The sequence below is a fragment of the Streptomyces lydicus genome (assembly GCF_001729485.1).
Lineage (GTDB): Bacteria > Actinomycetota > Actinomycetes > Streptomycetales > Streptomycetaceae > Streptomyces > Streptomyces lydicus_D.
Genome location: NZ_CP017157.1, coordinates 5,910,585 through 5,936,152, shown reverse-complemented (window position 1 = coordinate 5,936,152; position 25,568 = coordinate 5,910,585). Strand labels below are relative to the sequence as shown.

Genomic DNA, 25,568 nt, shown 5'->3' with positions numbered 1-25,568 from the left:
GGCGTTTGCGTGCCGCTTCCAATTGATCGGAGTAGGCGGAGTCGAATATCTGAAGTAGTTCGGTCTCCATCGCCAGGCGTTCAACAGCGCGGTGGATCAGTCCTCGTCCTCGCGGCCGGCGCCGCGGAACGAGCTCTCCGCGAGCACGATCTTGCGCTTGACCGGGGGCAGATGGTTCATCGTGCGCATCGCGGTGCGCATGCCGGTCCGGGCCAGGGTGCCGATCAGGTCACCCTTGTGCATGACGGAGTGCCCGTCCATCTGGGCCCGCGACGTGATGACGGCGTCCCAGGCGTAGGAGGTCATGGTGGTCTCGTACTGGCCCACCGCGTCGAGGAGGGGGAGTTCCCCGGCATGCGCGGCGACCAGCTTGCGGGTGAGCAGTCGGGCGTCGCGCAGCGCGGTGTTGGCGCCCACCCCGCGGCCCGGCGTCATGGTGTGGATGGCGTCGCCGATGAGCGTGACATTGCTCGGCGTCCACGGGTTGATCGGCTCGGACGTCCGGATCACCAGGGGGAAGCTGCTGTTCGGGTCGCCCAGGGAGAAGATCCGCCGGAAGTCGGGGTGCCATGACGCGGTCTTCTCCTGTACGAGCTGCTGGATGCGGGCGCCGCGCATCCGCGTGACGTCCTTCGGTAGCCACTGCTCCGAGGCCGCGAGCCCCCACATGATGTAGTCACGGCTGTTGTCGTACAGCATCCCCGGCCAGGCGCGCAGTGCCTCCGCGTCGGTGCTGCCGATGCCCTGCTTCGGCTTGCCGTCCTCGTCCCACTTGAAGCGCATCACGTGCAGGATGCACATGAACCCCTTGGGGCCGTGCACCATGGTGACGCCCTCCGTCACCTCCTTGGGTAGTAGGGCCCTGGTCTCGTCGGTGAGCGGCGTCTTGCCGGTGATGCCGATCAGCCCGGTGTCGACCAGCTTGGCGTGCGGCAGGTACTGCCGGCGGACGGGGGAGTTGGCCCCCTCGGCGCCCACGAGGAGGTCGCCGGTCGCCGAGCCGCCGTCCGAGAAGAACGCGGTGACCCGGCCGTCGTCGTGCTGCTCGTAGTGGGTGAAGTGCTTGTCGAAGTGGACGATGTCCTCCACCCCGGTCAGCAGCACCTGCCGCAGCGTCATACGGCTCACCGACTCGTCGGCGTCGTCCTCCGACGGCTGGTCCTCGGGCTTCAGCACCTCCGGCCCGGCCGAGAAGAGGAACTTCTTCTCGTGCGTCATCTGGTTGCCGTAGAGGGGCCGTTGGGCGCAGGTGGTGAGAAAGGTGCGGTACAGCTCGGGCGACAGGTTGGCCCGCAGTGCCCGCTTGCCGTCGGCGTCGATGCCGACCCGGTAGCCCTGCAGACCGTCGCGGCGGGTGCGGTCGCGCTCGTACACCGCGACGCCGACGCCCGCTCGCTTGAGGCCCTGGGCGAGGCAGAGCCCGCCCGTGCCGGCGCCGATGATGATGACATGCAAAGGTAAACCGGGCATTTCGGTCTCCCATTTCCTCATGTGGAAGGCGCGTCGGCGCCGTGGTCCCGGGCGCTGCCCGGGACGTGGTCCGCCCGGGCGCGTGGGCGGCTCAGCGGGCGTGCGCGGCCGCCATGGCGGCCAGCCACTCCTTGGTCCAGGTGATGCGACCGGAGCGCAGGTCCGCGATGACGGATGCGACCCAGTCCAGCTCCGCGGCGGTCGTGGCCCGCATGCACTCCATCTCCAGGGTGAACAACCTGCCCCACTCCCCGGACGCCGCGATCTGCGCGTCGAGGCGGGCCAGTTCGGTGGCGAGGTTCGCCCGGCGCTTCTCCAGTTGCTCGGCCACCTCGCCCGGTTCGAGGAGCGGGACGAACGCCATGGCGGCCAGGAACTCCGGGTACTCGCGGGTCGGTGCCGCCAGCGCGTCGAGCATCCAGCCCCGCCACACGGCACGGCCCTCGTCGGTGAGGGCGTAGAGCGTCCGCTCGGGGCGGTTGTGCTCGCGGCTGCTCTCCCGCACCTCGATCAGGGCCTTGCGGTGCAGCCGCTCGATGGTGCGGTAGAGGCTGGCCCGCTGTCCCACGTTGACCACTTCGCCCTTGCCGCGGTCCTTCATCAACCGCTGCATCCGGTAGGGGTGCATGCCGGGCTCCTGCTGGTGGTCCACCTCGGCCAGCAGGGAGAGCACCGCCAGAGCCAACGTTGAGCGCTTGTAGATCATAGTTGCCAGGTTACTAATTTGGGGGCAACTAAGGTAGCCCGCTGCCGTTCGGGAGCGGTCGGCCGCCTGGTACGCCCCCGGGTTCGGGTGCGCGGTGGGGATGCGGTTGCCGAGGAAGTCGTGCGGCGCGTCCTGGAGGAGGCGTACGCCGATGTTCTTTGCGGCCAGCGGAGTGTCCGGGCTGATTTCCACCACAACGTGTCGGTCGTAGGGGTGGAGAGGGTGTTGGCTGGATCGAGACGCTCGTCTGCTCGGTGCAGGCCAGGATGATCACGCGACCGGGCCCGTCGCTGTCGGTTGCAGCGCGGCGGTGAACTCCGGTGCGGCCGCGGGGCGGTGGGGCGTAGCCGGGAGGGTCTAGAGCCCCGCCGGCGGTGGTGGTGCCGTGGTGCCGCGGGGGACGAGTTCGGTGGGGAGGACGATGTGGCGGGGGTGGGTGCCGTCGGAGTTGTCGATCACCGAGCGGGCGAGGTGCACCGCGGCGCGGCCGATTTCCACGGCGGGCTGGGCCAGCGTCGTCAGGCCCATGACGCCGGCCATGACGTGGTCGTCGAAGCCCATGACCGAAACCCGCCCGGGGACCGGGATGTTGGCGTCCCGTAGCGCTGCGAGCAGGCGGAAGGCCAGGTCGTCGGTCTCGGTGAAGAGGGCGGTGGGCGGGTCCTGCAGGGACAGCAGGCGTCCGACCGCCGCGGCCATTCCGTTGCCCTTCCAGTCCGGCACGCTGAGGACGAGTGCGTCGTCGGGCTCGATGCCCGCCTCGGTCAGGGCCCGCAGATGGCCCGCGAGGCGGCTCTTGCTGCTCCAGGTGAAGCCGGTCCCGTCGGCCGTCTGGAGGAAGGCGATCCGCCGGTGGCCGAGGTTGAGGAGGTGGCGGGTGCCGCGCAGGGCGGCGTCCTCGTCGTCCACGTAGACGCTGGGGCGGCCCGGGGCGTGCTGGCTGACGAAGACGAGCGGCATGCCCAGGTCGTCCAGGCGGGCACGTTCGGCGGGGGAGAGCGCGAAGCTCACGACGAGGAGGGCGTCGGCGTTGCGGCGGGCCGGCAACCGGTCGAAGAAGTCGGCACGTTCGCGGACGTCGGTGACGCTGTACACGAGCAGTTCCAGGCCGGCGTCGCGCAGGGCGGGCGCCATGCCGGAGAGCGCGGCGCCCAGGAACCACGACTCCAGGTCCGGGAGCAGTACGGCGACGCGGCCGGTGCGGCCGGTGACGAGGCTCGATGCGCTGCGGGTGATCGCGAAGGAGAGCTCGCGGGCCGCCGCTTCCACCCGGGCGCGGGTCGGGGCCGAGACCGTCGACAGTCCGCGCAGGGTGCGCGAGACGGTGGACACCGAAACCCCTGCCCGCCGGGCCACATCGGCCATCGTGGCCTCGCTCCGAGCTGAGGGCATGGCGGGACGCTAGCACAGAGGCGCGATGACAGCGCTGGCAGGGAGGTTGGCTCCGAAACCCGTGGGGTGCCGACCGTTGACCCGAGCGAGAGCCCACTTCTAGCCTGCAAGCGCTGTCATGAAGAACGTCACGAACGTGCGGAGCACCTGGCCTCCGGGGCGGTCGAGGACGACACCGGAGGACACCGGGCGACGCCCTTCGCACCCGACCGAAAGGCAGTCACGTGACCGCACAGCGCCTCGGCGCAGGGCACGGCGCCACCGACTGGTGGCGGCAGGCCGTCGTCTACCAGGTGTATCCGCGCAGCTTCGCCGATTCCGACGGCGACGGCATCGGTGACCTCCCCGGTGTGACCTCCCGGCTCGGCCACCTCGCCGGACTCGGTGTGGACGCCGTCTGGCTCAGCCCCTTCTACCCCTCCGAACTGGCCGACGGCGGCTACGACGTGGCGGACTACCGCGCCGTCGATCCCCGGCTCGGCACCCTCGACGACTTCGACGCCCTGGTCGCCGAGGCGCACCGCCTCGGCCTCAAGGTGATGGTGGACATCGTCCCCAACCACTCCTCCGACCGGCACGTCTGGTTCCGGGAAGCGCTGCGGGCCGCCCCCGGATCCGCCGCCAGGGAGCGCTACGTCTTCCGCGCGGGCAGGGGCGAGCACGGCGAGCAGCCGCCCACCGACTGGGTCTCCTGCTTCGGCGGCCCGGCCTGGACCCGGCTGCCCGACGGCTGGTGGTACCTCCACCTCTTCGCCCCGCAGCAGCCCGATTTCAACTGGGACAACCCCGAGGTCCGCGAGGATTTCCGTACGACCCTGCGCTTCTGGGCCGACCGGGGCGTGGACGGGTTCCGGGTCGATGTGGCGCACGGCCTCGCCAAGGACCTGGCGGCGCCGCTGCGCGACCTCGGCACCGTCGAGAGCTACCAGCCGGAGGACCTGCCCGAGGACGGCAGCCACCCGTTCTGGGACCGGGACGAGGTCCATGACATCTTCCGCGACTGGCGCCGGGTCTTCGACGAGTACGACCCGCCGCGGATCGCCGTCGCCGAGGCATGGGTGCGCAACTCCCGCCGCGCCGCCTACGCCACGCCGCAGGAGCTGGGGCAGGCGTTCAACTTCGACTTCCTCAAGGCGTCGCTGCACGCCGAGGAGCTGCGGTCCGCCATCGACACCGCGCTCGCCGACGCCCGGGCGGCCGGGGCGACCGCGACCTGGGTGCTCTCCAACCACGACGTGATCCGGCACGCCTCCCGGCACGGCCTCCCGGACGGCTGCGACGAGGAGGCGTGGCTGCTCGCCGACGGGGAGAAGCCGCCGCTGGACCGGCAGTTCGGACTACGCCGGGCGCTGGCCGCGACGCTGCTGATGCTGGCGCTGCCCGGCTCCGGCTACCTGTACCAGGGCGAGGAACTGGGCCTGCCCGAGGTCGCCGACCTGGCCCGGGAGGACCTGAGGGACCCGGTGTGGACGCGCAGCGGCGGCCGGCTGAAGGGACGCGACGGCTGCCGGGTGCCCCTGCCGTGGCAGCGCGGCGGCAGCTCGTACGGCTTCGGCAGCGGCGGGTCCTGGCTGCCGCAGCCGCCGGGCTGGGGCGAGCTGTCCGTGTCGGCCCAACAGGGCGTGCCCGGCACGCCGTTGGAGCTGTACCGCACGGCGCTGCGGCTGCGCCGCCGGCTGGTGGCGGACGAGGCGCTGGAGTGGGTCGGCGACTCCCGGACGGCGGCCGACGGAGTGCTGCACTTCCGCCGCACCGGCGGCTGGAGCTGCGTGACGAACCTGTCGGACGAGCCACGGCCGCTGCCGCCCGGTGAGCTGCTGGTGTCCTCCGCCCCCGTCTCCGCTGCGCAGCTGCCACCGTGGACGACGGCCTGGCTGCGCACCCGGGCCGGCTGAGCGGCCGGTCCCGCCGGACCGCAGCGGCCGGCGGGACCCGGCACGGGGCGCCGGACCTCAGGCGGTCAGCGCCGGCGTCTCACCACGGGCGCCGGCCGGTACGCACTGCTCGTAGCGCCGCAGCAGCAGCCGGGCCAGTTCGGGCGCGGCGCCCAGGACCGGGGCGAGGAGGTCGGCGCGGGCCTCGCGGGCGCCGGCCGCGATGCGGTCGGGCAGGAAGCCGGGCGCGATGACGTACGGCGCGACGGCCACCCGCTGCACGCCCTCGGCGCGCAGCTCCCGCACGGCGTCGGCCGTGCCGGGAAGGGATGCGGAGGCGAACGCAGGTCGCACGGCACACCAACCAGTGGTGCGCCGCCACTCCCGCGCGATTTCAGCGATCACTGCGATCGCCTCCGGGTCGGAGGAGCCCGCCGAGGCCAGTACGACCCCGGTCGAGCGGCGGTCGCCGGGCCGCAGCCCGGCCTCCGCCAGCCGGCGCTCCAGGGCGCCGGTCAGGAGGGCGGAGGGTCCCAGCACCTCGGCCTGCCGGACGGTCAGCAGGGGGAGCCGCGCGGCGGCCTCCCGCAGCACCGCCGGGATGTCGGACTTCGCGTGGAAGGCCCGGGTGAGGAGCAGTGGCAGCGCCACCACCTCCCTCGTCCCCTCCGCCGCCAGGCGCTCCAGCACCCGGGGAACCCGGGGCGCGTTGAAGTCGAGATAGCCGACCTCGACGCGCAGCCCCGGCCGCAGCGCCCGTACCCGCGCGCAGAGCGCGGACACGGTCGCCGCGTGCCGCGGGTCGCGGCTGCCGTGGGCGATCACGAGGAGCGTGGGGTGCGGGGGGCGTGGGTTCATGGTTCAGCTCTTGACGAGGAGGCCGCGGCTGCGCAGCACCCGCCGCTCGATCGGCGCGAAGACCAGCAGCTCGATGCCGATGCCGACGATCAGGATGAGCAGGATCGCGGAGAGCACCCAGGACATGTCCTGGAGCTCACGGCCCTGTTCCAGCAGCTGTCCCAGGCCGGTGCCCAGATCCGGTGCGTTGACGATGAGTTCGGCGGCCATCAGGGAGCGCCAGGAGAAGGCCCAGCCCTGCTTGAGACCGGCGATGTAGCCCGGCAGCGCGGCCGGCAGCAGGACGTGCCGCACGCCGGCCAGCCCCGTCGCACCGATGGTGCGGCCGGCCCGCAGGTACAGCGGGGAGATCTGGTCGACGCCCGCCACCAGGCCGTTGGCGATGGACGGCACGGCGCCCAGCAGCACCACCGCGTAGATGGTGGCGTCGCTCAGCCCGAACCAGATGATCGCCGCGGGGACCCAGGCCACCGAGGGGAGCGACTGCAGACCGCTCAGGATCGGGCCGATCGCGGCCCGTACGGCCCGCACGCGGGCCACGACGAGGCCGAGGACGGTACCGAGGCCGACCGAGGCGACGAAGCCCAGCGCGCCGCGCGAGACGCTGGTCCACACGAAGCCCAGCAGCGTGCCCTCCAGCCACTTCTGCTGAAGCGAACGGGCGACCTCCACCGGGCTCGGCAGCAGGTAGTGCGGCTTGAGCGAGAAGTGGTAGGCGAGCTGCCACAGCGCCAGCACGATCAGGACGGCGACGACGGGCGGGAACGCCTTCGCGACGGCGGTGCGCAGCCACGGCTGGCGGGCGACGACCGTGGACTCCAGGGCGTCGAGCCCCGCCTCCAGACCGGCGAGGTCGGAGGCGGCGCCGGCCTCGTCGGTGGCCGTGGTGGTGCCGGCGGTGGCTGGGTCGTCGCCGGTCCGCGCGGCGGATCCGGCCTCGGTCTCAGTGCTGGCCATGACGGCGGATCTCCCCACGGAGCTGTTCGGTGATCTCGATGGAAAGGTCGGCGACCGCGGCGTCCTCGATGCGGCGCGGCTGCGGGATGTCCACCTGCCACTCGCGGGCGACGCGGCCCGGGCGGGAGGACAGCAGGATGACCCGCTCGGCGAGCCGGACGGCCTCCCGCACGTTGTGGGTGACGAAGAGGACCGAGAGGCCGCCGGTGCCGGAGCCACTGTCGTTCGCGGTGCGCCAGATGCGGGTCAGCTCGTCGTGCAGCACATCGCGGGTGATCGCGTCCAGCGCGGCGAACGGCTCGTCCATCAGCAGCAGTTGGCTGTCCTGGGCGAGCGCGCGGGCCATCGCGACGCGCTGCCGCATGCCACCCGACAGCTCGTGCACCCGCTTGCCGTACGCGCCCTTGAGCCGGACGAGTTCGAGCAGCCGCTCGGCCTCGTCGCGGCGCTCGGCACGCGGCACCCCGCGCAGCCGCAGCGCCAGTTCGATGTTGCGGCCCGCGGTCAGCCACGGGAACAGCGCGTGTTCCTGGAACATCAGGGCCGGCCGGCCGCCGGGCGCGTCGATGGCGCCGGCGGACGGCACGTCGAGGCCGGCCACGAGGTTGAGCAGGGTGGACTTCCCGCAGCCCGAGGCCCCCAGGAGGCAGACGAATTCGCCGGGTGCCACATCGATGCTGATGTCGTCCAGCACGTGCTGCTGCGCGCCGGGGCGACCGAACGACTTCGAGACATGGTCGATGCGAGCCGCGTACGGCACGGGGGTGTCCGTGTCCGCCGTGGCGGGCCGCTTGGTGAGCGTGGTGGTCGTCATCGGTGTCACCTCCTGGGGAGTGCGGTGCTGCGGGCTACTTGCTGCCGAGGCCGGCGTCGTCGACCGGCTGCTTGCCCTCGGACTTGAGCACCTTGTTCAGCGGGGTGAGGTCGTAGATGCCCTTGAGGTCGGGCGACTTCAGCAGACCGGCCTTGACGGCGTGGTCCGCCTCCTGCTGGAGGGTGGCGGCCAGCGGGTCATCGGTGATGTCGATGTTCTTGAAGGCCGGGTCGAGGACGTTCGCCGGCAGTGCCTTGCCGGCGATCTGCGGGTCGGCGAGCTGGTCGTTGAGCGCCTTCTTCGCCTCGTCCGGGTGCGAGCGGATCCAGGCGTTGGTCTTCACCGAAGCGCGCAGCACCGCCTCGACGGCCTTCGGGTGCTCCTTGAGGAACCGCTGCGAGACGATCACGTTCGTGATGACGAACTTGCCGTCCTTCCACAGCTTCTTCTCGTCCAGGAGGGACTTGCCGCCCGCGGCGACGAGCTTGGAAGCGGTGGGCTCGGGCACCCACGCGCCGTCGATGGAACCTTCCTTGAAGGCGGTCGGCGTCACCTTGTTGTCGGTGCGCTGGACGGTGACGTCGCCCTTGCCGGTGGTCGCGTCGACCTTGTAGCCCTTCTCGGCCAGGAAGTTCAGCAGCGCCACGTCCTGCGTGTTGCCCAGCTGCGGGGTCGCGATCGTCTTGCCCTTGAGGTCGCTCAGGCTCTTGATCTTCTTGGGGTTGACGACGAGCGAGACGCCGCCGGACGCCGAGCCGGAAATGATCTTCAGGCTCTTCCCGTGCGACTTGGTGTAGCCGTTGATGGCGGGGGAGGGGCCGATCCAGCCGATGTCGAGGGCACCCGAGTTGAGCGCCTCGATCTCGGCGGGGCCCGCGTTGAAGACCGAGGTCTTCAGCCGGGTGCCGCCCAGTTCCTTCTGGAAGAGGCCGTTCTGCACGCCGACCAGCGGGGTGGCGTGCGTGGTGTTGCCGAAGAACCCGATCCTGACCTGGTCGAGCCCTTCAATCTTGGCGCCCTTCGGGGCGACGTCGGCCGAGGTGTCCTTCTTGGCCTCGGAGCCGTAGCCGCAGGCGCCCAGCGCGCCGATCAGCACGGGGACGGTGACGGCGGCCGCCAGCAGGCGGTGTCGAACGGCAGACACGGGAGGAGTTCCTCTCGGAGGGCCGGGGTGGCGCCCCTTCTACGGCGCGCCCGGCGGAGCTATCGATCTTCGGAAAGGTGGCGTGGGGGGTACGGAGTCAGGCATCGTCAGCACACACATCGGCCGACTCCGCCCGTGCCGCTCCCCAGGGCGCCGCTGCCGATGCGGCCGCCCTCCTTGGCGAAGGTCGAAAAGACGTCTTTGAGCACGGTCAGAAGTCCCATCCCTCGTCGTCGGTGGCGCCGGCCGGCGCGGCCTCCGCGGCCGCGTCGGCGAAGGCGTTGCCCGCCATGCCCGCGGTCAGCGTCGTACCGTCCGCCGGGTCGATCAGCAGGAAGGAGCCGGTGCGCCGGGAGTCGGCGTAGGCGTCCAGCGCCAGCGGCTCCGCCGTACGGATCACCACCCGGCCGATGTCGTTGGCGACCAGCTCGCCGGGCGCCGGGTGCTGGGACAGGTCGTCCAGCGTCAGCCGGGACGGGATGTCCTTGACGATCGCCTTGACCGTGCGGGTGGTGTGCTTGAGCAGCACCCGCTGACCGACCGTCAGCGGCCGGTCCGCCACATGGCAGACGGTCGCCTCGATGTCCTGCGAGGTGCCCGGCGAGGTGGCGGCCGGCGCGATCAGGTCGCCGCGCGAGATGTCGATGTCGTCGGCGAGCCGGACGGTCACCGACTGCGGCGCCCAGGCGACGTCCACGGCCTGGCCGAGCGCGTCGATCGCCTCGATGGTGCTCGTACGGCCCGAGGGCAGCACCGTCACGGCGTCGCCGACGCGCAGCACGCCGGAGGCGATCTGTCCCGCGTAGCCGCGGTAGTCGGGGTGTTCGGCGGTCTGCGGGCGGATCACGTACTGGACCGGGAAGCGGGCCGGGTCCTCCGACGGGTCGGCGACGACCGACACGGTCTCCAGGTGCTCCAGCACCGTCGGGCCGCCGTACCAGTCCATGTTCGCCGACGCGGAGACGACGTTGTCGCCGGCCAGCGCCGAGATCGGGATCGCGGTGATCTCCGGGACGCCCAGCGAGGCCGCGTACGTCGTGAACTCCTCGGCGATGGCCGCGAAGACGGGCTCGGCGTAGTCGACCAGGTCCATCTTGTTGACGGCCAGGACGACGTGCGGGACGCGCAGCAGGGCGGCGACCGCGGCGTGCCGGCGGGTCTGCTCGACCACGCCGTTGCGGGCGTCGACCAGCACCACGGCCAGTTCGGCGGTGGAGGCGCCGGTGACCATGTTGCGGGTGTACTGCACGTGCCCGGGGGTGTCCGCCAGGATGAAGCGGCGCCGCGGGGTGGCGAAGTAGCGGTAGGCGACGTCGATGGTGATGCCCTGCTCGCGCTCGGCACGCAGTCCGTCGGTCAGCAGCGCCAGGTCCGGCGTCTCCTGCCCGCGGCCCAGGGAGGCCCGCTCGACGGCCTCCAGCTGGTCGGCGAGCACCGACTTGGAGTCGTGCAGCAGCCGCCCGACCAGCGTCGACTTGCCGTCGTCGACGGAACCGGCGGTGGCGAACCGCAGCAGCGAGGTGGCACCGGCGTCTTCCCCCAAGCTCTCGGCTCCGCTCGAGCGGGGGGGACCCCCATCGCCCTCAACAGCATGGGTGGTGCTCATCGTTAGAAGTACCCCTCGCGCTTGCGGTCCTCCATGGCGGCCTCGGACATCTTGTCGTCGGCCCGCGTCGCGCCCCGCTCGGTGAGCCGGGACGCGGCGATCTCGGTGATCACGGCCTCGATGGTGTCGGCGTCGGAGTCGACGGCACCGGTGCAGGACATGTCACCGACGGTGCGGTAACGCACCTGCCGGGTCTCCAGGTGCTCACCCTCCTTGGGACCGCCCCACTCACCGGGCGCCAGCCACATGCCGTTGCGGGCGAAGACCTCGCGCCGGTGGGCGTAGTAGATGGCGGGCAGCTCGATCTTCTCGCGGGCGATGTACTGCCACACGTCCAGCTCGGTCCAGTTGGACAGCGGGAAGACCCGGACGTGCTCGCCGGGCGAGTGCCGGCCGTTGTAGAGCTGCCACAGCTCGGGGCGCTGCCGGCGCGGGTCCCAGCCGCCGAACTCGTCGCGCAGCGAGAAGACCCGCTCCTTGGCGCGCGCCTTCTCCTCGTCCCGGCGGCCGCCGCCGAAGACCGCGTCGAAGCGGTTCTTCTCGATGGCGTCCAGCAGCGGGACGGTCTGCAGCGGGTTACGCGTGCCGTCGGGGCGTTCGCGCAGCTCACCGCGGTCGATGAAGTCCTGCACGGACGCGACGTGCAGCCGCAGGCCGTGCCGTTCGACCGCACGGTCGCGGTAGTCGAGGACCTCCGGGAAGTTGTGCCCGGTGTCGACGTGCAGCAGCGAGAAGGGCACCGCGGCCGGCGCGAACGCCTTCAGCGCGAGGTGCAGCATGACGATGGAGTCCTTGCCGCCGGAGAACAGGATCACCGGCCGCTCGAACTCGCCCGCCACCTCGCGGAAGATGTGCACGCCCTCGGACTCCAGGGCGTCGAGGTGCGACAGCGCGTACGGGTTGTCGATGTCTCCGGGCACGGTGGCGACGGTGGTCATGCCAGTCCCCTCTCGGTGAGCAGCGCGTGCAGCGCCGCGGCGGACTCCTGCACGGTCTGGGTGTGCGACTCGATGCGCAGGTCGGGCGAGTCGGGAGCCTCGTACGGGTCGTCCACGCCGGTCAGACCGGAGATCTCGCCGGCCGCCTGCTTGGCGTACAGCCCCTTCACATCGCGCTCGGAGCACACCTCGACCGGAGTGGCCACGTGCACCTCCAGATAGGCGGTGCCCTCGGTCTGGTGGCGCTTGCGCACCGCCTCACGGCTGTCCGCGTACGGCGCGATCACCGGCACCAGCGCCTTCACGCCGTTGCTGGCCAGCAGCTCGGCCACGAAGCCGATGCGCTGGACGTTGGTGTGCCGGTCCTCGCGGGTGAAGCCGAGGCCGGCGGAGAGGAACTCGCGGATCTCGTCGCCGTCGAGCACCTCGACCCGGTGGCCCTCGCCGCGCAGCTTCGCGGCCAGCTCGCGCGCCAGGGTCGTCTTGCCCGCGCTCGGCAGACCGGTCAGCCAGATCGTGGCGCCCGTCATGGATATCTCCTGATGCTCTGTCATCAGTGCAGCCCGCACTCGGTCTTGTTGCTCCCGGCCCAGCGGCCGGCCCTGGCGTCCTCGCCCTCCAGCACCCGCCGGGTGCAGGGCGCGCAGCCGACGGAGGGGTAGCCGTCCATCAGCAGCGGGTTGGTGAGCACGCCGTGCTCGGCGACGTACGCGTCCACGTCGGCCTGCGTCCAGCGGGCGATCGGGGAGACCTTCACCTTCTGCCGCTTGGCGTCCCAGCCGACGACCGGGGTGTTCGCCCGGGTCGGCGACTCGTCCCGGCGCAGGCCCGTCGCCCAGGCGTCGTAGCCGGTCAGGCCCTCTTCGAGGGGCTTGACCTTGCGCAGCGCGCAGCACAGGTCGGGGTTGCGGTCGTGCAGCTTCGGCCCGTGCTCGGCGTCCTGCTCGGCCACGCTCTGCCGCGGCGTCAGGGTGATGACGTTGACGTCCATCACCTCGGCCACCGCGTCCCGCGTCCCGATGGTCTCCGGGAAGTGGTAGCCGGTGTCCAGGAAGACCACGTCCACGCCCGGGAAGGCCCGCGAGGCCAGGTGCGCGACGACGGCGTCCTCCATCGAGGAGGTGACGCAGAAGCGCGCACCGAAGGTCTCGGCGGCCCAGGTCAGGATCTCCAGGGCGGACGCGTCCTCCAGGTCACGTCCCGCCTGCTCGGCGAGGTGCTGAAGGTCGGTGGTGGTGGTCACGGGGTACCTCCGTCGGAAGCGGCGGGCCCGGTGGCCCCGGGAGCCAGCAGGCCCAGGAACTTCAGCCGGAACGCCCGGCTGCAGGACCGGCATTCCCAGGCACCGTGGCCCTCCTCCGAAGGCCGCAGGTCCTCGTCCCCGCAGTACGGGCAGTGGAACGGCGCCGCTCGCTCGCTCACTTCAGGGCACCCTCTTCCGCACGGGCGGCCCAGGTGGCGAAGCGCTCGCCGTCCTCGCGCTGCGCCTCGAAGTTGCGCAGCACCCGCTCGACGTAGTCGGGCAGTTCGTCCGCGGTGACCTTCAGGCCGCGGACCTTGCGGCCGAAGCCGGGCTCCAGGCCCAGCGCGCCGCCCAGGTGGACCTGGTAGCCCTCGACCTGCCGGCCGTCCTCGTCGAGCACCAGCTGGCCCTTGAGGCCGATGTCCGCGACCTGGATGCGGGCGCAGGCGTTGGGGCAGCCGTTGAGGTTGATGGTGATCGGCTCCTGGAAGTCCGGCATCCGGCGCTCCAGTTCGTCGATGAGGGACGCGCCGCGGCCCTTGGTCTCGACGATCGCGAGCTTGCAGAACTCGATGCCGGTGCAGGCCATCGTGCCGCGCCGGAAGGGCGACGGGTTGACCTGGAAGTCCAGCGCCTCCAGCCCGGCGACCAGCGAGTCGACCTGGTCCTGCGCGACGTCGAGGATGATCATCTTCTGCTCGACGGTGGTGCGCAGCCGGTCGGAGCCGTGCGCGCCGGCGAGTTCGGCGACCTTGGTGAGGGTGGTGCCGTCGACCCGGCCGACGCGCGGGGCGAAGCCCACGTAGAAACGGCCGTCCTGCTGCGGGTGCACACCGATGTGGTCGCGCCACTTCGAGAGCGGCTGCTCCGGCGCCGGGCCGTCGACCAGCTTGCGCTCCAGGTACTCGTCCTCCAGCACCTGGCGGAACTTCGCCGGGCCCCAGTCGGCCATCAGGAACTTCAGCCGGGCGCGGTTGCGCAGCCGGCGGTAGCCGTAGTCGCGGAAGATCCCGACCACCCCGGCCCACACATCGGGCACCTCGTCGAGCGGGACCCAGGTGCCCAGGCGCTGGGCGAGCTTGGGGTTGGTGGACAGGCCGCCGCCGACCCACAGGTCGAAGCCGGGGCCGTGCTCGGGGTGGACGACGCCGACGAACGCCACGTCGTTGATCTCGTGGACCACGTCCTGCACCGGCGAACCGGAGATCGCGGTCTTGAACTTCCGCGGCAGGTTGGAGAATTCCTTGCTGCCGATGTAGCGCTGGTGGATCTCGTCCACGGCCGGAGTGCCGTCGATGATCTCGTCCGCCGCGATCCCGGCCACCGGGGAGCCGATGATGACTCGGGGGCAGTCGCCGCACGCCTCGGTCGTGGAGAGGCCGACGCCCTCCAGCTTCTCCCAGATGGCGGGGACGTCCTCGATGCGGATCCAGTGCAGCTGGATGTTCTGCCGGTCGGTGATGTCCGCGGTGCCGCGGGCGTACTGGTCGGAGACCTCGCCGATGGCGCGCAGCTGCGCCACGGTCAGCTGCCCGCCGTCGACGCGGACCCGCAGCATGAAGTACTTGTCCTCCAGCTCCTCCGGCTCCAGGACCGCGGTCTTGCCGCCGTCGATGCCGGGCTTGCGCTGGGTGTACAGGCCCCACCAGCGCATCCGCCCGCGCAGGTCGTTGGGGTCGATCGAGTCGAAGCCGGCCTTGGCGTAGATCGTCTCAATGCGTGTCCGGACGTTGAGACCGTCGTCGTCCTTCTTGAACTGCTCGTTGCCGTTCAGGGGCGTGAAGTGACCTACGGCCCACTGGCCCTCGCCGCGGTGGCGTCCGGCCTTGCGGCGGGTCGTGGCGGCTGCGGGGGATTCCGGGGTGGCGGCCATGGATGTACGTCCTTCTGGGCGGGCTCAAGGGGTCGGGACCGGCGCCGGAGACCCGTGCTGACCTGTGCGGACACACCGAAGAGCGGCGCGTGGGCGACGCGTCGGAGGTCTGCTGGGCAAGGGGGTCTCGGCGCGTCCGCGACGAGGGGGACGGCGGGGTGATCGGTGGTGCTGGGTGCTGTGCGGGGCCACGGGCCCCGCCTGGGTACAGCCTCAGCCTGCCCGACAAATGGCGCTGGACATGCGGCCGAGGTCGACGTGCCGCCGACTCACCAAGGCAATTCCAGCTCGAGACATGACGGAAGCCTGGCATGTCGCTCTCCGGCCAGTCCACCGTCATCCAGAATACGGACATCATCGTCCCGCACTGCGAGACGGTGTGGTGTGGGTCACGCCCCCGGGGAGGGCTACGGCGTTCCGTCCGCGTCCGGCGTGCGCGGTCCCGCGCCTGGCCAGGGGCCCGGAGTCGGCACGTCCGGCTCCTCGGTCACCGTGGTGTCGTACACCCGGAATCCGCGCCGCCGGTAGTTGTCCATCGCGTGCGGGCCGTCCTTGCTGCAGGTGTGCACCCAGACCCGCTTCGTCGGGGGGTGGCCCGGCCACCGTTCGGCCAGGTCCCAGGCCCGCTCGGTCCCGTACGCCAGCAGGTGGCCGCCGATCCGGCGCCCCCGGAAGGCCGGGACGAGCCCGAAGTAGACGATCTCCACGGAGCCGTCCGGCCCGGCCGCGAGCTCGATGAAGCCGGCGGGCGTGCCGCGCTCGTACGCCACCCAGGTCTCCACGCCCGGCCGCCCGAGGTACTCCGCCCACTGTGCGTACGGCCACGTCAGCCGGTCGGTCCAGGTCACGTCCCCGCCGACCGCCGTGTAGAGGAAACGGCTGAATTCCGGCGAGGGCGCCTCGGACCGGACGATACGGACGCCCTGTTCGGCCGGCGGCTCCTGCGTGGGCGGCACGTCGGTTCGCGAGGTCTGTTCGAGGTACCAGGTGGTGACCGAGATGCTCATGCGGCCAGCACATCACACCGGGGCGGGGCCCCCGGGGCCCGGCCCGGCGGCGCCCGGGCGGGGGTGGTGGCTGCCGGACCGTTCCGGGGCGTCCGGATCGTGAGACATCGGCTCACCGTGTGGAATGTCGCGCTCCGCCCGGCGGCCGGCTGTGCGGGAGTGGCGGCCGCGGGCCGGGTGGGCGGGCGCCGCGCGGTGGCCGGATCAGGTGGCCGGCCCGGCTGTCATCCTGGCGAACACCACCACATTGCCCGCGTAACCGGTGTCCGGTGAGTAGCTGCCGCCGCAGGTCAGGACGCGCAGTTCGGGGCGCCCGGTGTCGGCGTAGACCTTGCGGGCGGGGAAGTTCCGCTTGTCGAAGACCTGGACGCCGTAGACCTCGAAGACCGCGGTCCGCCCGTCCTCGCGGGTCACCCGGATCATCCGGCCCTTCTCCAGGGCGCCCAGACCGTAGAAGACGGCCGGCCCGCTGCGGTTGTCGACGTGTCCGACGAGGACGGCGGTGCCGCGCTCGCCCGGCGACGGCGCGCCTTCGTACCAGCCCGCCAGATCGGGGTCCTCGGCCGGCGGGGCCTCGATCCAGCCGTCCCGGTCCAGGCCCAGCGGCAGCACCGGGGCGGACACCGCGAGCGAGGGGATCGTCACGCGGGAGGGCGCGGAGCGGGGCAGCGGCGCCGGGGGCGGGCCGGCGGGCGGGGCGTCACCGGGGAAGAGGGAGACGGCGGCGCCCGGCTGCGGGGGCCCGTCCGCCTCGTCGGACAGCCCGTGCCGCAGCATGCCGAAGCCGGCCAGGCCGACCACGGCGAGCACACCCCACCGGGGCCGGCCCGCGGCGGCCGGCGCCGGCGCGGACGCCTCGGCCTGCTGCGGCGCCCCCGGCTGCTCCGTGGGGCTCATCGCTCACCTCCCGGTGCCGCGCGCCCCGGGAGGCACGGGTCCCCTCCGGACGCTAGGCCCGGACCGGCGCGGCGGCGACGGCAGCGCTCCGAACGGGTGACGGCAGCCGCCCGCGCACCCGACTCCCGGCCGGCGCGGAACCGGGTGCTCCACGGGGTCGGCAGGGGCCGGGACCTGGCAGGATGACGCGCATGGACATCCTCCGCAGGAACAACGTCACCGTCACCGGCAACCCGAACGGGCCTGCGGTGGTGCTGGCCCACGGGTTCGGCTGTGACCAGAACATGTGGCGCCTGACCGTGCCGGCCCTCGCCGAGCGCTACCGGGTGGTGCTGTTCGACTACGTCGGCTCGGGCCGCTCGGACCTCTCCGCGTTCTCGGCGGAGCGCTACGCGTCCCTGGACGGCTACGCCCGCGACGTGGTGGAGGTGTGCGAGGCGCTCGACCTGCGCGACGCGGTGTTCGTGGGGCACTCGGTCAGCGCGATGACCGGAGTGCTCGCCGCCCGGCAGGCACCGGAGCGCATCGGGGCACTGGTGATGGTCGCCCCGTCCCCGCGCTACATCGACGACGAGGGCTACCGCGGCGGGTTCGACGAGCAGGACATCGACGAGCTGCTGGCGTCGCTGGACTCGAACTACCTGGGCTGGTCGTCCGCGATGGCGCCAGTGATCATGGGAAACCCCGAACGCCCCGAACTGGCCGAGGAGTTGACCAACAGCTTCTGTGCCACCGACCCGGAGATGGCGCGCGTCTTCGCCCGCACCACCTTCCTGTCGGACTCCCGCGACGACCTGAAGAGCGTCGCGGTCCCGACGCTGGTGCTGGAGTGCACCGAGGACGTCATCGCCCCACGGGAGGTGGGCGCCTTCGTGCACCGGTCGATCCCCGGCTCGACGCTGGTCACCCTGGACGCCACCGGGCACTGCCCGCAGCTGTCCGCCCCCGAGGCCACCAACGAGGCCCTCACCGCCTTCCTGGCCGGACGAACATGATGTGCCGGATCGGGCAGGAGCCCGACCCGCAGGGCGCGGATGACGCGCGGTCACCGGACGCGGCGTTCGCGGCGCTGCTGGAGGACAGCGCCGAGGAGCTGTACGAGACCGCGCCGTGCGGCTATCTGTCCACGCTGATGGACGGCACCGTCGTCAAGCTCAACACCACGCTGCTGAACTGGCTCGGGAGGGAGCGGGACGAGGTGGTGGGCCGGATGCGGTTCACCGACCTGCTGACCGTGGGCGGCAAGCTCTACCACGAGACGCACTTCGCGCCGCTGCTGCGCATGCAGGGCGAGATCAGCGGGATAGCCCTGGAGATCAAGCAGGCAGGTGGGGCCCGGGTGCCGGTCCTGGTGTCCTCCGCGGTCAAGCACGGCAGCACCGGTGAGCCGCTGCTGATCCGCACCACCCTCTTCGACGCCCGCGACCGCCGCGCCTACGAGGAGGAGCTGCTGCGCGCCCGGCGGGCCGCCGAGGAGGCCGCGCGGCAGGCCGAGGCCGACCGCGCCCGGCTGCAGGACGCCCTGGCCGCGCTCCAGCAGTCCCTGCTGCCCTCGACGCTGGCCGAGGTGCCCGGCCTGGAGACGGCCGCGCACTACCACACGGCGTCCCCCGACCAGCTCGGCGGCGACTTCTACGACGTGTTCGCCGTGGACGGCAAGCGCTGGGCGTTCTTCCTGGGCGATGTGTGCGGCAAGGGCCCCAAGGCCGCGGCGGTGACCTCGCTGACCCGCTACACCCTGCGCGCCGCGGCCCTCCACGACCCCGACCCGGTCGCCGCGCTGTCCACCCTCAACACGGTGCTGCACGAGCGCTACTCGGGCGGCGACCCGCGCTACTGCACCGCCATCTTCGGCGTCGTCGAACCCGACCCCGACAGCGGCCACGTCAGCGTGAGCCTGGCCTCCGGCGGACACCCCCCGGCGCTGGTCCTGCGCTCCGGCGGCACCAGCGACTTCCTGCCCACCCCCGGCGGCCTGCTGGTCGGCATCCTGCCCGCCCCGCGCTTCACCACCGCCACCACCACGCTCGCCCCGGGCGACACGCTCCTGCTCTACACCGACGGGCTCACCGAAGCGCGCACCGGCGCGGACCGGACCGCCCTGTACGGTGACGAGGCGCTGCGCGCCTTCGCCGCCGGCCACGCCGGAAAGCCCCCGCAGGCCGTCATCCGCGCCCTCATCGGTCTGCTGGACGGCTTCGGCGACGGGCTCGACGACGACACCGCGCTGCTCGCCCTCGGCGTCCCGGCCGAACCCGGGACCGCCGCCCCCGCCCCCGTCCCCGCCGCGAAGAACACCCGATGAGCTTGCAGATCACCGTCCGAGACGCCGCGACCGGTCCCGTCCTGGAGATCGCCGGCGACCTCGACCACGCGCACGCCGCCGAGCTGCGCGAACTGGTCGCCGCCCGCACCCTCCAGCCGGGCCAGTGCCTGGTACTGGACCTGGCCGCCATGGAGTTCTGCGACTCCAGCGGCATCACCGCCCTGATCGCCGCCCGCAACCACGCGCACGCCGCCCGGGCGGACATCGCCCTGGCCGCCGTCCCCGCCAACACCCGGCGCGTGCTGCGCATCGTCGGCCTCGACCAGGTCTTCACCCTGCTCCCCGACAGCGGCGCGGCCACCCGCTCCTGAGCGGCCCCGCCCGCGCCGCACCGGGCACGGGCGGGGCCGCGGACGGGGCAGGAAAGATGACGGCCCGTCAGTCCGTGCCGGCCGGGGCGCCGTCGGCCCCGAACGCCGCCTCCGCGAGTCGCTCGACCTGGTCCGGGTCCGGGGACCAGCAGTAGAGCATCACCTCGTCCGCGCCGATGGCCCGGTACTCGGCCACCGCGGCGCGGATCCGCGCCGGTGTGGTGAGGAGACCGTTCACGATGTGCTCGGTGTGGCCGTTGTCCGGTCCGTAGTACGCGCGCAGGTCCGCGCGGGCGCGGGCCAGGACGGGCTCCGCTCCGAGCGCCACATTGACCTGGGCCAGCAGCCGGGGCCGGCCGGTGCGCCCGGCGCGGGACCAGGCGGCCGCCACGTCCCGGAACATCCGGTCCATGTGCCGGGGCGGCAGCGCGGCGCCGAGGAAGCCGTCGCCCCAGCGGGCGACGCGCTCCACCACGGCGGGCACGAACCCGCCGAACAGCACCTCGGGCCCGCCGGGCCGTGCCGGGGCGGGACCGATCGGGCCGACGTCCGCGGAGAGCGGCGCACCGGACCAGATCCGCCGCAGGGCCGCCAACTGCGTGTCGAGCCGGCGGCCCCGGGTACGGATGTCGACGCCGGCGGCCAGATAGTCGTCCTCGCGCCCGCCGATGCCGATGCCGAGCGTGAAGCGCCCGCCGGAGAGCAGATCGAGGGTGGCGGCCTGCTTGGCGAGCAGCGCGGTGCGGTGCAGCGGGGCGAGCAGCACCTCGGTCTGCAGCCGGATCCGGGACGTGGCGCCGGCCAGGGTGGCAAGCGTGATCAGCGGCTCGGGGTTGTCGAACACCAGCCGGTCGAGCAGGGCGACGGCGCTGAAGGGGGTGGCTTCGGCGCGCCGGGCCCAGCTCAGCAGCTGGGCGGGGTCGCCGATGGGAAGGCCGAGACCTACGGACACGGGAACTCCTCCGGAAAGGGCATGCGGTGCATGAGCGCATGCGGGCATGAGTAAGCGCGGATCGTGCTGTCGCCCACTCATTCGGTCACGCGCGTGCCGTACGCGCGGACTGCTCCCGTTCTGCGACGTCCTTCTGGAGAGCTGATGTCAGAGTGCCCTCACCCTACGAAGGGCGGCGGCGGGCCGCACCCGGTTTTTCCGCTCGGGGCCGGGCGCGGTCCCGGACCCGCCCCGGGTGGTGCGGTCCCGGACCCGTCCGCCTCACGTCCGCCGTGCCGCCACCACCGCCGGTGCCAGTGATTGCGGCAGCAGGTGGACGGGCCGCGGCGGCATCCGGACCTCCACCGCCACCCCGTCCGCGAAGCGGTACGGCCGGTGCGCCAGCACGCCCCCGAGATGGCGGCGCAGCCGGGAGAGTTCGGCGCGTACGGTGACCGTGCGGGTGGCGTCCCCGAACAGGTCCCGGGCGAGCTCCGCGGCGCTGCGCCCCTGCGGATGCACGGCGAGGACGAACAGCAGCTCGGCGTGGCGCGGGGTCAGCTCGTGCGACCAACTGCCGGCCGGGCCGCTGACCGTGACGGCGGCGCCGTCCCGCCCGCTGACGTCCAGCACCACGCTGCCCGGCCCGGCCTCCCGGGCCGGCCGGCCGAGCCGGATCAACCAGCCGCCGGGCAGCGGCTCCAGACCGCACATCCCGTACCGGGGCAGCCACAGCGGCCCGGCCTCGGGCACCTTGGGCAGGGCCACCCGGTCCGGTGGCGTCAGGCCCGTCACGCCCACCACCCAGCCGTGCGGGTCGACGGCCAGCGCCCGCCCGTCGAGCCGTGCCAGTACCGGCGCCGCGCTCGACCGCAGCCGCTCAAGGGACCGGTGGTGGCGGGTGCGCAGTTCGCCCTCGGCGAGCCGGGCGACGGCGGACACCAGGGAGAGCGTGGTGGGGTGGAAGGTGTGCGCCGGGCCGCTGAGGTCCACGGTGCCCAACAGGCGTCCGTCGCGCGGGTCGTGCAGCGGCGCGGCGGCACAGGTCCACTGGTGGTGGCTGCGCACGAAGTGCTCGGCGGAGTGCACCAGCACCGGACGGCGGGCCACCAGCGCGGTACCGATCGCGTTGGTGCCGACGGTGTCCTCCGTCCAGTCGGCGCCCTTGTCGAAGCCCAGCCGGTCGGCCATCCGGCGGACCGGGGCGCTGCCCTCCCGCCACAGCACCCGGCCCTCGGCGTCCGTGACGACCATGATCTGCTGCGCCGCGTCGGCGTTCGCCAGCAGCCCGTCGTTGAGCACCGGCAGCACCGCCGCCAGCTGCGACGTGCCCCGCCGGTGCTCCAACTCGGCCACCGGCAGCAGACGTTGGGGCTGTTCGCCGTCCGGATCCAGGCCGGACGTCCGCACCCGGCGCCAGGACTCGCCGATCACCGCGCGGGGCTCGGCCGGCGGCGCCTCGGGCGGCGTGTCGTCGGCGAGCGCGGCCTCGTGGACGTGCGCGAGCCGACGAGCGGTCACCCGGATGTCCTGGGCCGACCGGACGGCGCTGTCGAGCGGTCTCTCGATCGGTCTGTCGCTCACGCTGCTCTCCGTTGTGCATGTCCGCCGGCCGGTGCCCGTCGTGCCGTCACCGGGCCGTCAGGGCAGCGTCATTGTGGCGATCCGCCGGGGCGCACTGCAACGCACTGCAACCGTTGTGGCCTATGACGCCCTCCGGGGACGCTGAGCGAAGCGGCCGATGGCCTCTCGCCACCGCGGGGTGCGCCGGTCACCCGTCGGCGAACCCGCCGGTTGTCGCCGGGATTCCATCGGCCGCGCACGACGGTCCGCAGGGTGTGGGGGAGGGGGCTCGCCATGGTGGCCGGTCCACGCGTCGTGGTGATCGCGGCGGGCGAAGGGGTGCGCAGCGCCCGGGCCGCCCGGCTGGCCGCCCACTACGGTGTCCCGCGCATGCCCGCGGTCGACGTCCTGCTCGATCGGCACGCCCTGCCGGCCGACGGCTACGTCGTCGACAGCAGTCCGCACCTGCTCGACCGGGTGGCCGGCTCCGGTGGTCTGCTGCCCGCGCTCGCCTTCGCCGACCTCGTGGTGCTGCTGCGCGACGCCGGCTGGTCCGGCGCGGACGAGACCTGCCGGCTGCTGCGCTACTACGAGGCGCGCGGGGTGCTGGTCGGATTCCCGCCGCAGGTCGCGGACCAAGAGGTCATCGAGGCGGTCGACGCCGCGCTGCGCGGGCGCACCGCGCCGGACCCGCCGGCCCCGCCGGAGCCCGGCGAGGTGTGCCGGGCCGGCCCGGGCCCGGGCGGCCCCTGAGACCGGGAGCGGTGCCGGGTCGGCGCGGCACCGCTCCCCGGCCGGCGCGGCGGCGGCAACCCCCTGTCCCCGTCCCTTCGCGAGGCAACGGCCCGGAGGGACGGGGAGCCGCCGCTGCGCCGAACCCCCGGCGGGGGCCTGGTCAGCGGTCGAGCACCGGGCGCGCACGCGCCACGATCGCGGCGAGGTCCAGTGTGTGCGGCAGCGTGCCGAAGGCCGCGCCCGCGTCGCCGCCCAGACGCGAGGCGCAGAACGCGTCCGCGACCTCCGGCGGCGCGTACCGCACCAGCAGCGAGCCCTGCAGCACCAGCGCCATCCGCTCCACCAGGCGCCGGGCCCGCGCCTCGATGCCCTCCAGGTCGGCGAGTTCGGTGAGCATCCCCTTGATCGCCCGGTCCAGCCGGTGGTCCGCGCCCCGCGCCGTACCGATCTCGGTCAGGAAGGCGTGCAGCGCCGGGGGTTCGCGGCGCAGGGCCCGCAGCACGTCCAGCGCCTGGACGTTGCCGGAGCCCTCCCAGATCGAGTTCAGCGGTGCCTCGCGCAGCAGCCTGGGCAGCCCCGACTCCTCGACGTAGCCGTTGCCGCCCAGGCACTCCAGCGCCTCGGTCACCATCGGCGTGCACCGCTTGGTCACCCAGTACTTCGCCGCCGGGACCGCCAGCCGCAGCAGGTGCCGGTCCTGCTCGGTGTCCGCGTCGTACGCGGCCGCCAGCCGCAGCGCCAGCGTGGTCGCCGCCTCCGACTCCAGCGCCAGGTCGGCCAGCACGTTGCGCATCAGCGGCAGGTCGGCCAGCCGGCTGCCGAACGCCTCGCGGTACGCGGTGTGGTGCAGCGCCTGCGCCGCCGCCTGGCGCATCACCGCGGCCGCGGCGCTGACGCAGTCCAGCCGGGTCGCCGCCACCATCTCGATGAGCGTCGCGATCCCGCGTCCCTCCTCGCCGACCCGGCGGGCCCAGGTCCGCCCGTCGAACTCGACCTCGGCCGAGGCGTTGGAGCGGTTGCCGAGCTTGTCCTTGAGCCGCTGGAGCCGGAAGGAGTTGCGGCTGCCGTCCGGCAGCACCCGCGGCAGCAGGAAGCAGGTGAGCCCCCCGGGTGCCCGGGCCAGTACCAGGAAGGCGTCCGACATCGGCGCCGAGCAGAACCACTTGTGCCCGGTCAGCGCGTACTCGCCGGGCGCGGCCAGCGGCTCGGCGCGGGTGGTGGTGGCCCGCAGGTCGCTGCCGCCCTGCTTCTCCGTCATCGCCATGCCGGCCAGCGCCCCGCCCTTCTCGGCGGCCGGGCGCAGCTCCTGCTCGTAGATCCGCGAGGTCAGCAGCGGCTCCCACACGGCGGCCAGCTCCGGCTCGGCGCGCAGGGTGGGGACCGCCGCGTGGGTCATCGACAGCGGGCAGCCGTGGCCCGCCTCGGCCTGGGTCCACGTGATGAAGCCGGCGGTGCGGCGGACATGGCCGTCGGGGCGGGACCAGGCGTCGGTCAGGCCGGCCGTCACGGCGTGGCCCAGCAGCCGGTGCCAGGCCGGGTGGAACTCCACCTCGTCGACGCGGTGGCCGTAGCGGTCGTGGGTGTGCAGGACGGGCGGGTGGCGATTGGCCTGTTCGCCCCACTGCTGGGCGTGGGCCGAGCCGGCCGCCCGCCCCAGCCGGCCCAGTTCCTCCCGTGCCTCGTCCTGCCGGCCGTCGGCGACGTACCGGGCGATGCCTTCGGTGAGGGCGGGGTCGTTGGCGAAGACGTCGTAGCCGACCAGCGGCGGGGGCTGGTTGGTGACCGTATGAGTGGTGGCTGCCATGCCGGATACGGTAAGGAGGTGCAGCCGGCAAACGAACCAACCGAGCGGGCGGGCCGTCTGACCAGGGCCCGCGTTCTGTACCGCAATGTCTCCACGCGCCGGCTGGCCTGGCTCCTGCTCAAGGACATCGTGCACTCCTGCATGACGTACCGGGTCACCGGTCTGGCCGCGGAGGCCGCGTTCTGGTGCCTGCTGTCGCTGCCGCCGCTGATCCTCGGGCTGCTCGGCGTCCTCGGCTACACGCAGGCGTGGATCGGGCACGACACCCTCGACAACGTCCGTCAGCACATCCTCGGCGCGGCCGGCACGGTGCTCTCCGACAAGGGCGTGAACGAGATCGCCCGGCCGCTGCTGAACGACGTCTTCACCGGCCGCCGCCCCGACGTCATCTCGATCGGCTTCGCCCTCGCGCTGTGGTCCGGTTCGCGCGCGCTGAACGTCTTCGTCGACACCATCACGATCATGTACGGGCTCGACGGCCGGCGCGGCATCGTCAAGACGCGGCTGCTGTCCTTCGTGCTCTACCTCGCCGGGCTGCTGGTCGGCGCCGTCGCGCTGCCGCTGATGGTGGCCGGCCCCGACACGGTGGTGGGCCTGCTGCCGGCCAGTGAGCACGTCATCCGGGCGCTGTACTGGCCGATCGTCCTGCTGGTGTCGGTCGCCTTCCTCACCACCCTCTACCACCTGTCCGTGCCCGTCCGTTCGCCCTGGCCGGAGGACATCCCCGGCGCGGTGGTCGCACTCGGCATCTGGGTGCTCGGCAGCTTCCTGCTGCGGCTCTACCTCACCTCGACGGTCGAGGGGCCCACGATCTACGGGTCGCTGGCCGCGCCGGTCGCGGTGCTGCTGTGGATCGGGGTGTCCGCCTTCGCGGTCCTGGTGGGCGCGGCGATGAACGCGGCACTGGACCGGGTGTGGCCGTCGGCCGCCACCGCGGAGGCGCGCGAGGAGATGGCGCGCCGGGCGGCGGCGAAGCGGGGCGCCGACGCCGACGGGCAGGGCGACTGAGCGCAGGAACCATTGACAGCCCGCGACCCCGGGCCGATGATCCTTGCCCACAGGGCTGCGAACGAAAGTTCACCTGGCGAACTCAGCCGCCCGTGGACCCGCCCGCGCCCC

General features: G+C 72.9%; 25 protein-coding genes. 6 read left to right on the top strand and 19 right to left on the bottom strand.

Features of this window, described 5'->3' with window-relative positions:
* Window positions 1-96 precede the first annotated feature (96 nt).
* From SL103_RS25830 to SL103_RS25820, 3 genes are all read right to left on the bottom strand, one after another.
* Entirely contained in the window at window positions 97-1,470 is a 1,374-nt protein-coding gene (locus SL103_RS25830; RefSeq protein WP_069571326.1) for an FAD-dependent oxidoreductase, read from the bottom strand.
* A 91-nt stretch (window positions 1,471-1,561) separates the two neighbouring features.
* A complete protein-coding gene (locus SL103_RS25825; RefSeq protein ID WP_244304041.1) occupies window positions 1,562-2,371 on the bottom strand; it encodes a PadR family transcriptional regulator in 810 nt (269 codons plus the stop codon).
* Between the two features lie 162 nt (window positions 2,372-2,533).
* Window positions 2,534-3,568 carry a LacI family DNA-binding transcriptional regulator gene (locus tag SL103_RS25820; protein ID WP_347877865.1) on the bottom strand — a complete coding sequence of 345 codons (1,035 nt, stop codon included), beginning with the start codon at window positions 3,566-3,568 and terminating at the stop codon, window positions 2,534-2,536.
* A gap of 224 nt (window positions 3,569-3,792) precedes the next feature.
* Here SL103_RS25820 and SL103_RS25815 point away from each other — a divergent pair, with 224 nt between their 5' ends.
* Window positions 3,793-5,463: a glycoside hydrolase family 13 protein gene (locus SL103_RS25815; RefSeq protein ID WP_069571324.1), complete on the top strand. Its 1,671-nt coding sequence runs from the start codon at window positions 3,793-3,795 to the stop codon at window positions 5,461-5,463.
* Between the two features lie 57 nt (window positions 5,464-5,520).
* Here the strand turns inward: SL103_RS25815 and SL103_RS25810 are convergent, their stop codons facing one another.
* From SL103_RS25810 to SL103_RS25755, 13 genes are all read right to left on the bottom strand, one after another.
* The gene (locus tag SL103_RS25810; protein ID WP_069571323.1) at window positions 5,521-6,300 is read right to left on the bottom strand and encodes a sirohydrochlorin chelatase; all 780 of its coding nucleotides are present in this window, start codon (window positions 6,298-6,300) and stop codon (window positions 5,521-5,523) included.
* Between the two features lie 3 nt (window positions 6,301-6,303).
* Window positions 6,304-7,257 carry an ABC transporter permease gene (locus SL103_RS25805; RefSeq protein WP_069571322.1) on the bottom strand — a complete coding sequence of 318 codons (954 nt, stop codon included), beginning with the start codon at window positions 7,255-7,257 and terminating at the stop codon, window positions 6,304-6,306.
* Window positions 7,244-8,071 carry an ABC transporter ATP-binding protein gene (locus SL103_RS25800; protein WP_069571321.1) on the bottom strand — a complete coding sequence of 276 codons (828 nt, stop codon included), beginning with the start codon at window positions 8,069-8,071 and terminating at the stop codon, window positions 7,244-7,246. The genes SL103_RS25805 and SL103_RS25800 overlap by 14 nt, the downstream gene beginning before the upstream one ends.
* A 34-nt stretch (window positions 8,072-8,105) precedes the next feature.
* Window positions 8,106-9,215 carry an aliphatic sulfonate ABC transporter substrate-binding protein gene (locus tag SL103_RS25795; RefSeq protein WP_069571320.1) on the bottom strand — a complete coding sequence of 370 codons (1,110 nt, stop codon included), beginning with the start codon at window positions 9,213-9,215 and terminating at the stop codon, window positions 8,106-8,108.
* Between the two features lie 211 nt (window positions 9,216-9,426).
* Entirely contained in the window at window positions 9,427-10,821 is a 1,395-nt protein-coding gene (locus tag SL103_RS25790) for a sulfate adenylyltransferase subunit 1 (RefSeq protein WP_432215366.1), read from the bottom strand.
* A gap of 2 nt (window positions 10,822-10,823) precedes the next feature.
* The gene (gene cysD, locus SL103_RS25785) at window positions 10,824-11,759 is read right to left on the bottom strand and encodes a sulfate adenylyltransferase subunit CysD (RefSeq protein WP_069571318.1); all 936 of its coding nucleotides are present in this window, start codon (window positions 11,757-11,759) and stop codon (window positions 10,824-10,826) included.
* Window positions 11,756-12,289 carry an adenylyl-sulfate kinase gene (gene cysC / locus SL103_RS25780; protein WP_069571317.1) on the bottom strand — a complete coding sequence of 178 codons (534 nt, stop codon included), beginning with the start codon at window positions 12,287-12,289 and terminating at the stop codon, window positions 11,756-11,758. The genes cysD and cysC overlap by 4 nt, the downstream gene beginning before the upstream one ends.
* Window positions 12,290-12,312: 23 nt before the next feature.
* Window positions 12,313-13,002 (bottom strand): phosphoadenylyl-sulfate reductase, encoded by a 690-nt coding sequence (locus SL103_RS25775; RefSeq protein ID WP_069571316.1) that lies wholly within the window; start codon window positions 13,000-13,002, stop codon window positions 12,313-12,315.
* On the bottom strand, window positions 12,999-13,181 hold the full coding sequence (locus SL103_RS25770) for a hypothetical protein (RefSeq protein WP_069571315.1): 183 nt from the start codon (window positions 13,179-13,181) through the stop codon (window positions 12,999-13,001). The genes SL103_RS25775 and SL103_RS25770 overlap by 4 nt, the downstream gene beginning before the upstream one ends.
* Window positions 13,178-14,875, bottom strand: a complete 1,698-nt coding sequence (locus SL103_RS25765) for a nitrite/sulfite reductase (RefSeq protein WP_069571314.1) — start codon at window positions 14,873-14,875, stop codon at window positions 13,178-13,180. Before SL103_RS25765 ends, SL103_RS25770 begins: the two co-directional genes overlap by 4 nt.
* Before the next feature lie 213 nt (window positions 14,876-15,088).
* The gene (locus tag SL103_RS39670) at window positions 15,089-15,172 is read right to left on the bottom strand and encodes a putative leader peptide (protein WP_350257049.1); all 84 of its coding nucleotides are present in this window, start codon (window positions 15,170-15,172) and stop codon (window positions 15,089-15,091) included.
* A 110-nt stretch (window positions 15,173-15,282) separates the two neighbouring features.
* The gene (locus SL103_RS25760; RefSeq protein ID WP_069571313.1) at window positions 15,283-15,882 is read right to left on the bottom strand and encodes a GNAT family N-acetyltransferase; all 600 of its coding nucleotides are present in this window, start codon (window positions 15,880-15,882) and stop codon (window positions 15,283-15,285) included.
* 204 nt (window positions 15,883-16,086) lie between these two features.
* Complete coding sequence (locus SL103_RS25755; RefSeq protein WP_069571312.1) at window positions 16,087-16,779, bottom strand: class F sortase; 693 nt, start codon at window positions 16,777-16,779, stop codon at window positions 16,087-16,089.
* 191 nt (window positions 16,780-16,970) lie between these two features.
* Between SL103_RS25755 and SL103_RS25750 the strand changes: the two genes are divergently transcribed.
* The 3 genes from SL103_RS25750 to SL103_RS25740 are packed head-to-tail and all read left to right on the top strand — an operon-like array spanning window position 16,971 to window position 19,416.
* Complete coding sequence (locus SL103_RS25750; RefSeq protein ID WP_069571311.1) at window positions 16,971-17,774, top strand: alpha/beta fold hydrolase; 804 nt, start codon at window positions 16,971-16,973, stop codon at window positions 17,772-17,774.
* Window positions 17,774-19,084: a PP2C family protein-serine/threonine phosphatase gene (locus SL103_RS25745; RefSeq protein WP_069571310.1), complete on the top strand. Its 1,311-nt coding sequence runs from the start codon at window positions 17,774-17,776 to the stop codon at window positions 19,082-19,084. The genes SL103_RS25750 and SL103_RS25745 overlap by 1 nt, the downstream gene beginning before the upstream one ends.
* The gene (locus tag SL103_RS25740) at window positions 19,081-19,416 is read left to right on the top strand and encodes an STAS domain-containing protein (RefSeq protein WP_069571309.1); all 336 of its coding nucleotides are present in this window, start codon (window positions 19,081-19,083) and stop codon (window positions 19,414-19,416) included. The genes SL103_RS25745 and SL103_RS25740 overlap by 4 nt, the downstream gene beginning before the upstream one ends.
* Before the next feature lie 67 nt (window positions 19,417-19,483).
* On the opposite strand, the gene SL103_RS25735 is transcribed toward SL103_RS25740, so the two are convergent.
* Both SL103_RS25735 and SL103_RS25730 read right to left on the bottom strand, forming a co-directional pair.
* The gene (locus SL103_RS25735; protein WP_069571308.1) at window positions 19,484-20,368 is read right to left on the bottom strand and encodes an LLM class flavin-dependent oxidoreductase; all 885 of its coding nucleotides are present in this window, start codon (window positions 20,366-20,368) and stop codon (window positions 19,484-19,486) included.
* Window positions 20,369-20,629: 261 nt separating this feature from the next.
* Complete coding sequence (locus SL103_RS25730; protein ID WP_069571307.1) at window positions 20,630-21,931, bottom strand: helix-turn-helix domain-containing protein; 1,302 nt, start codon at window positions 21,929-21,931, stop codon at window positions 20,630-20,632.
* A 273-nt stretch (window positions 21,932-22,204) separates the two neighbouring features.
* Here SL103_RS25730 and SL103_RS25725 point away from each other — a divergent pair, with 273 nt between their 5' ends.
* The gene (locus SL103_RS25725; protein ID WP_069571306.1) at window positions 22,205-22,663 is read left to right on the top strand and encodes a hypothetical protein; all 459 of its coding nucleotides are present in this window, start codon (window positions 22,205-22,207) and stop codon (window positions 22,661-22,663) included.
* Between the two features lie 142 nt (window positions 22,664-22,805).
* On the opposite strand, the gene SL103_RS25720 is transcribed toward SL103_RS25725, so the two are convergent.
* The gene (locus SL103_RS25720) at window positions 22,806-24,449 is read right to left on the bottom strand and encodes an acyl-CoA dehydrogenase family protein (protein WP_069571305.1); all 1,644 of its coding nucleotides are present in this window, start codon (window positions 24,447-24,449) and stop codon (window positions 22,806-22,808) included.
* Window positions 24,450-24,467: 18 nt separating this feature from the next.
* Between SL103_RS25720 and SL103_RS25715 the strand changes: the two genes are divergently transcribed.
* Window positions 24,468-25,457, top strand: coding sequence for a YihY/virulence factor BrkB family protein (locus tag SL103_RS25715; RefSeq protein WP_069571304.1), 990 nt, complete (start codon window positions 24,468-24,470; stop codon window positions 25,455-25,457).
* The last annotated feature ends 111 nt before the right edge of the window (window positions 25,458-25,568 follow it).

Excerpts from the sequence above, each read along its gene's own strand:
- SL103_RS25830 (WP_069571326.1), bottom strand. The coding sequence starts at position 1,470 with ATGCCCGGTTTACCTTTGCATGTCATCATCATCGGCGCCGGCACGGGC.
- SL103_RS25820 (WP_347877865.1), bottom strand. The coding sequence starts at position 3,568 with ATGCCCTCAGCTCGGAGCGAGGCCACGATGGCCGATGTGGCCCGGCGG.
- SL103_RS25810 (WP_069571323.1), bottom strand. The coding sequence starts at position 6,300 with ATGAACCCACGCCCCCCGCACCCCACGCTCCTCGTGATCGCCCACGGC.
- SL103_RS25805 (WP_069571322.1), bottom strand. The coding sequence starts at position 7,257 with ATGGCCAGCACTGAGACCGAGGCCGGATCCGCCGCGCGGACCGGCGAC.
- SL103_RS25800 (WP_069571321.1), bottom strand. The coding sequence starts at position 8,071 with ATGACGACCACCACGCTCACCAAGCGGCCCGCCACGGCGGACACGGAC.
- SL103_RS25790 (WP_432215366.1), bottom strand. The coding sequence starts at position 10,821 with ATGAGCACCACCCATGCTGTTGAGGGCGATGGGGGTCCCCCCCGCTCG.
- cysD (WP_069571318.1), bottom strand. The coding sequence starts at position 11,759 with ATGACCACCGTCGCCACCGTGCCCGGAGACATCGACAACCCGTACGCG.
- cysC (WP_069571317.1), bottom strand. The coding sequence starts at position 12,289 with ATGACGGGCGCCACGATCTGGCTGACCGGTCTGCCGAGCGCGGGCAAG.
- SL103_RS25765 (WP_069571314.1), bottom strand. The coding sequence starts at position 14,875 with ATGGCCGCCACCCCGGAATCCCCCGCAGCCGCCACGACCCGCCGCAAG.
- SL103_RS39670 (WP_350257049.1), bottom strand. The coding sequence starts at position 15,172 with ATGTCTCGAGCTGGAATTGCCTTGGTGAGTCGGCGGCACGTCGACCTC.
- SL103_RS25760 (WP_069571313.1), bottom strand. The coding sequence starts at position 15,882 with ATGAGCATCTCGGTCACCACCTGGTACCTCGAACAGACCTCGCGAACC.
- SL103_RS25755 (WP_069571312.1), bottom strand. The coding sequence starts at position 16,779 with ATGAGCCCCACGGAGCAGCCGGGGGCGCCGCAGCAGGCCGAGGCGTCC.
- SL103_RS25750 (WP_069571311.1), top strand. The coding sequence starts at position 16,971 with ATGGACATCCTCCGCAGGAACAACGTCACCGTCACCGGCAACCCGAAC.
- SL103_RS25745 (WP_069571310.1), top strand. The coding sequence starts at position 17,774 with ATGTGCCGGATCGGGCAGGAGCCCGACCCGCAGGGCGCGGATGACGCG.
- SL103_RS25740 (WP_069571309.1), top strand. The coding sequence starts at position 19,081 with ATGAGCTTGCAGATCACCGTCCGAGACGCCGCGACCGGTCCCGTCCTG.
- SL103_RS25725 (WP_069571306.1), top strand. The coding sequence starts at position 22,205 with ATGGTGGCCGGTCCACGCGTCGTGGTGATCGCGGCGGGCGAAGGGGTG.
- SL103_RS25720 (WP_069571305.1), bottom strand. The coding sequence starts at position 24,449 with ATGGCAGCCACCACTCATACGGTCACCAACCAGCCCCCGCCGCTGGTC.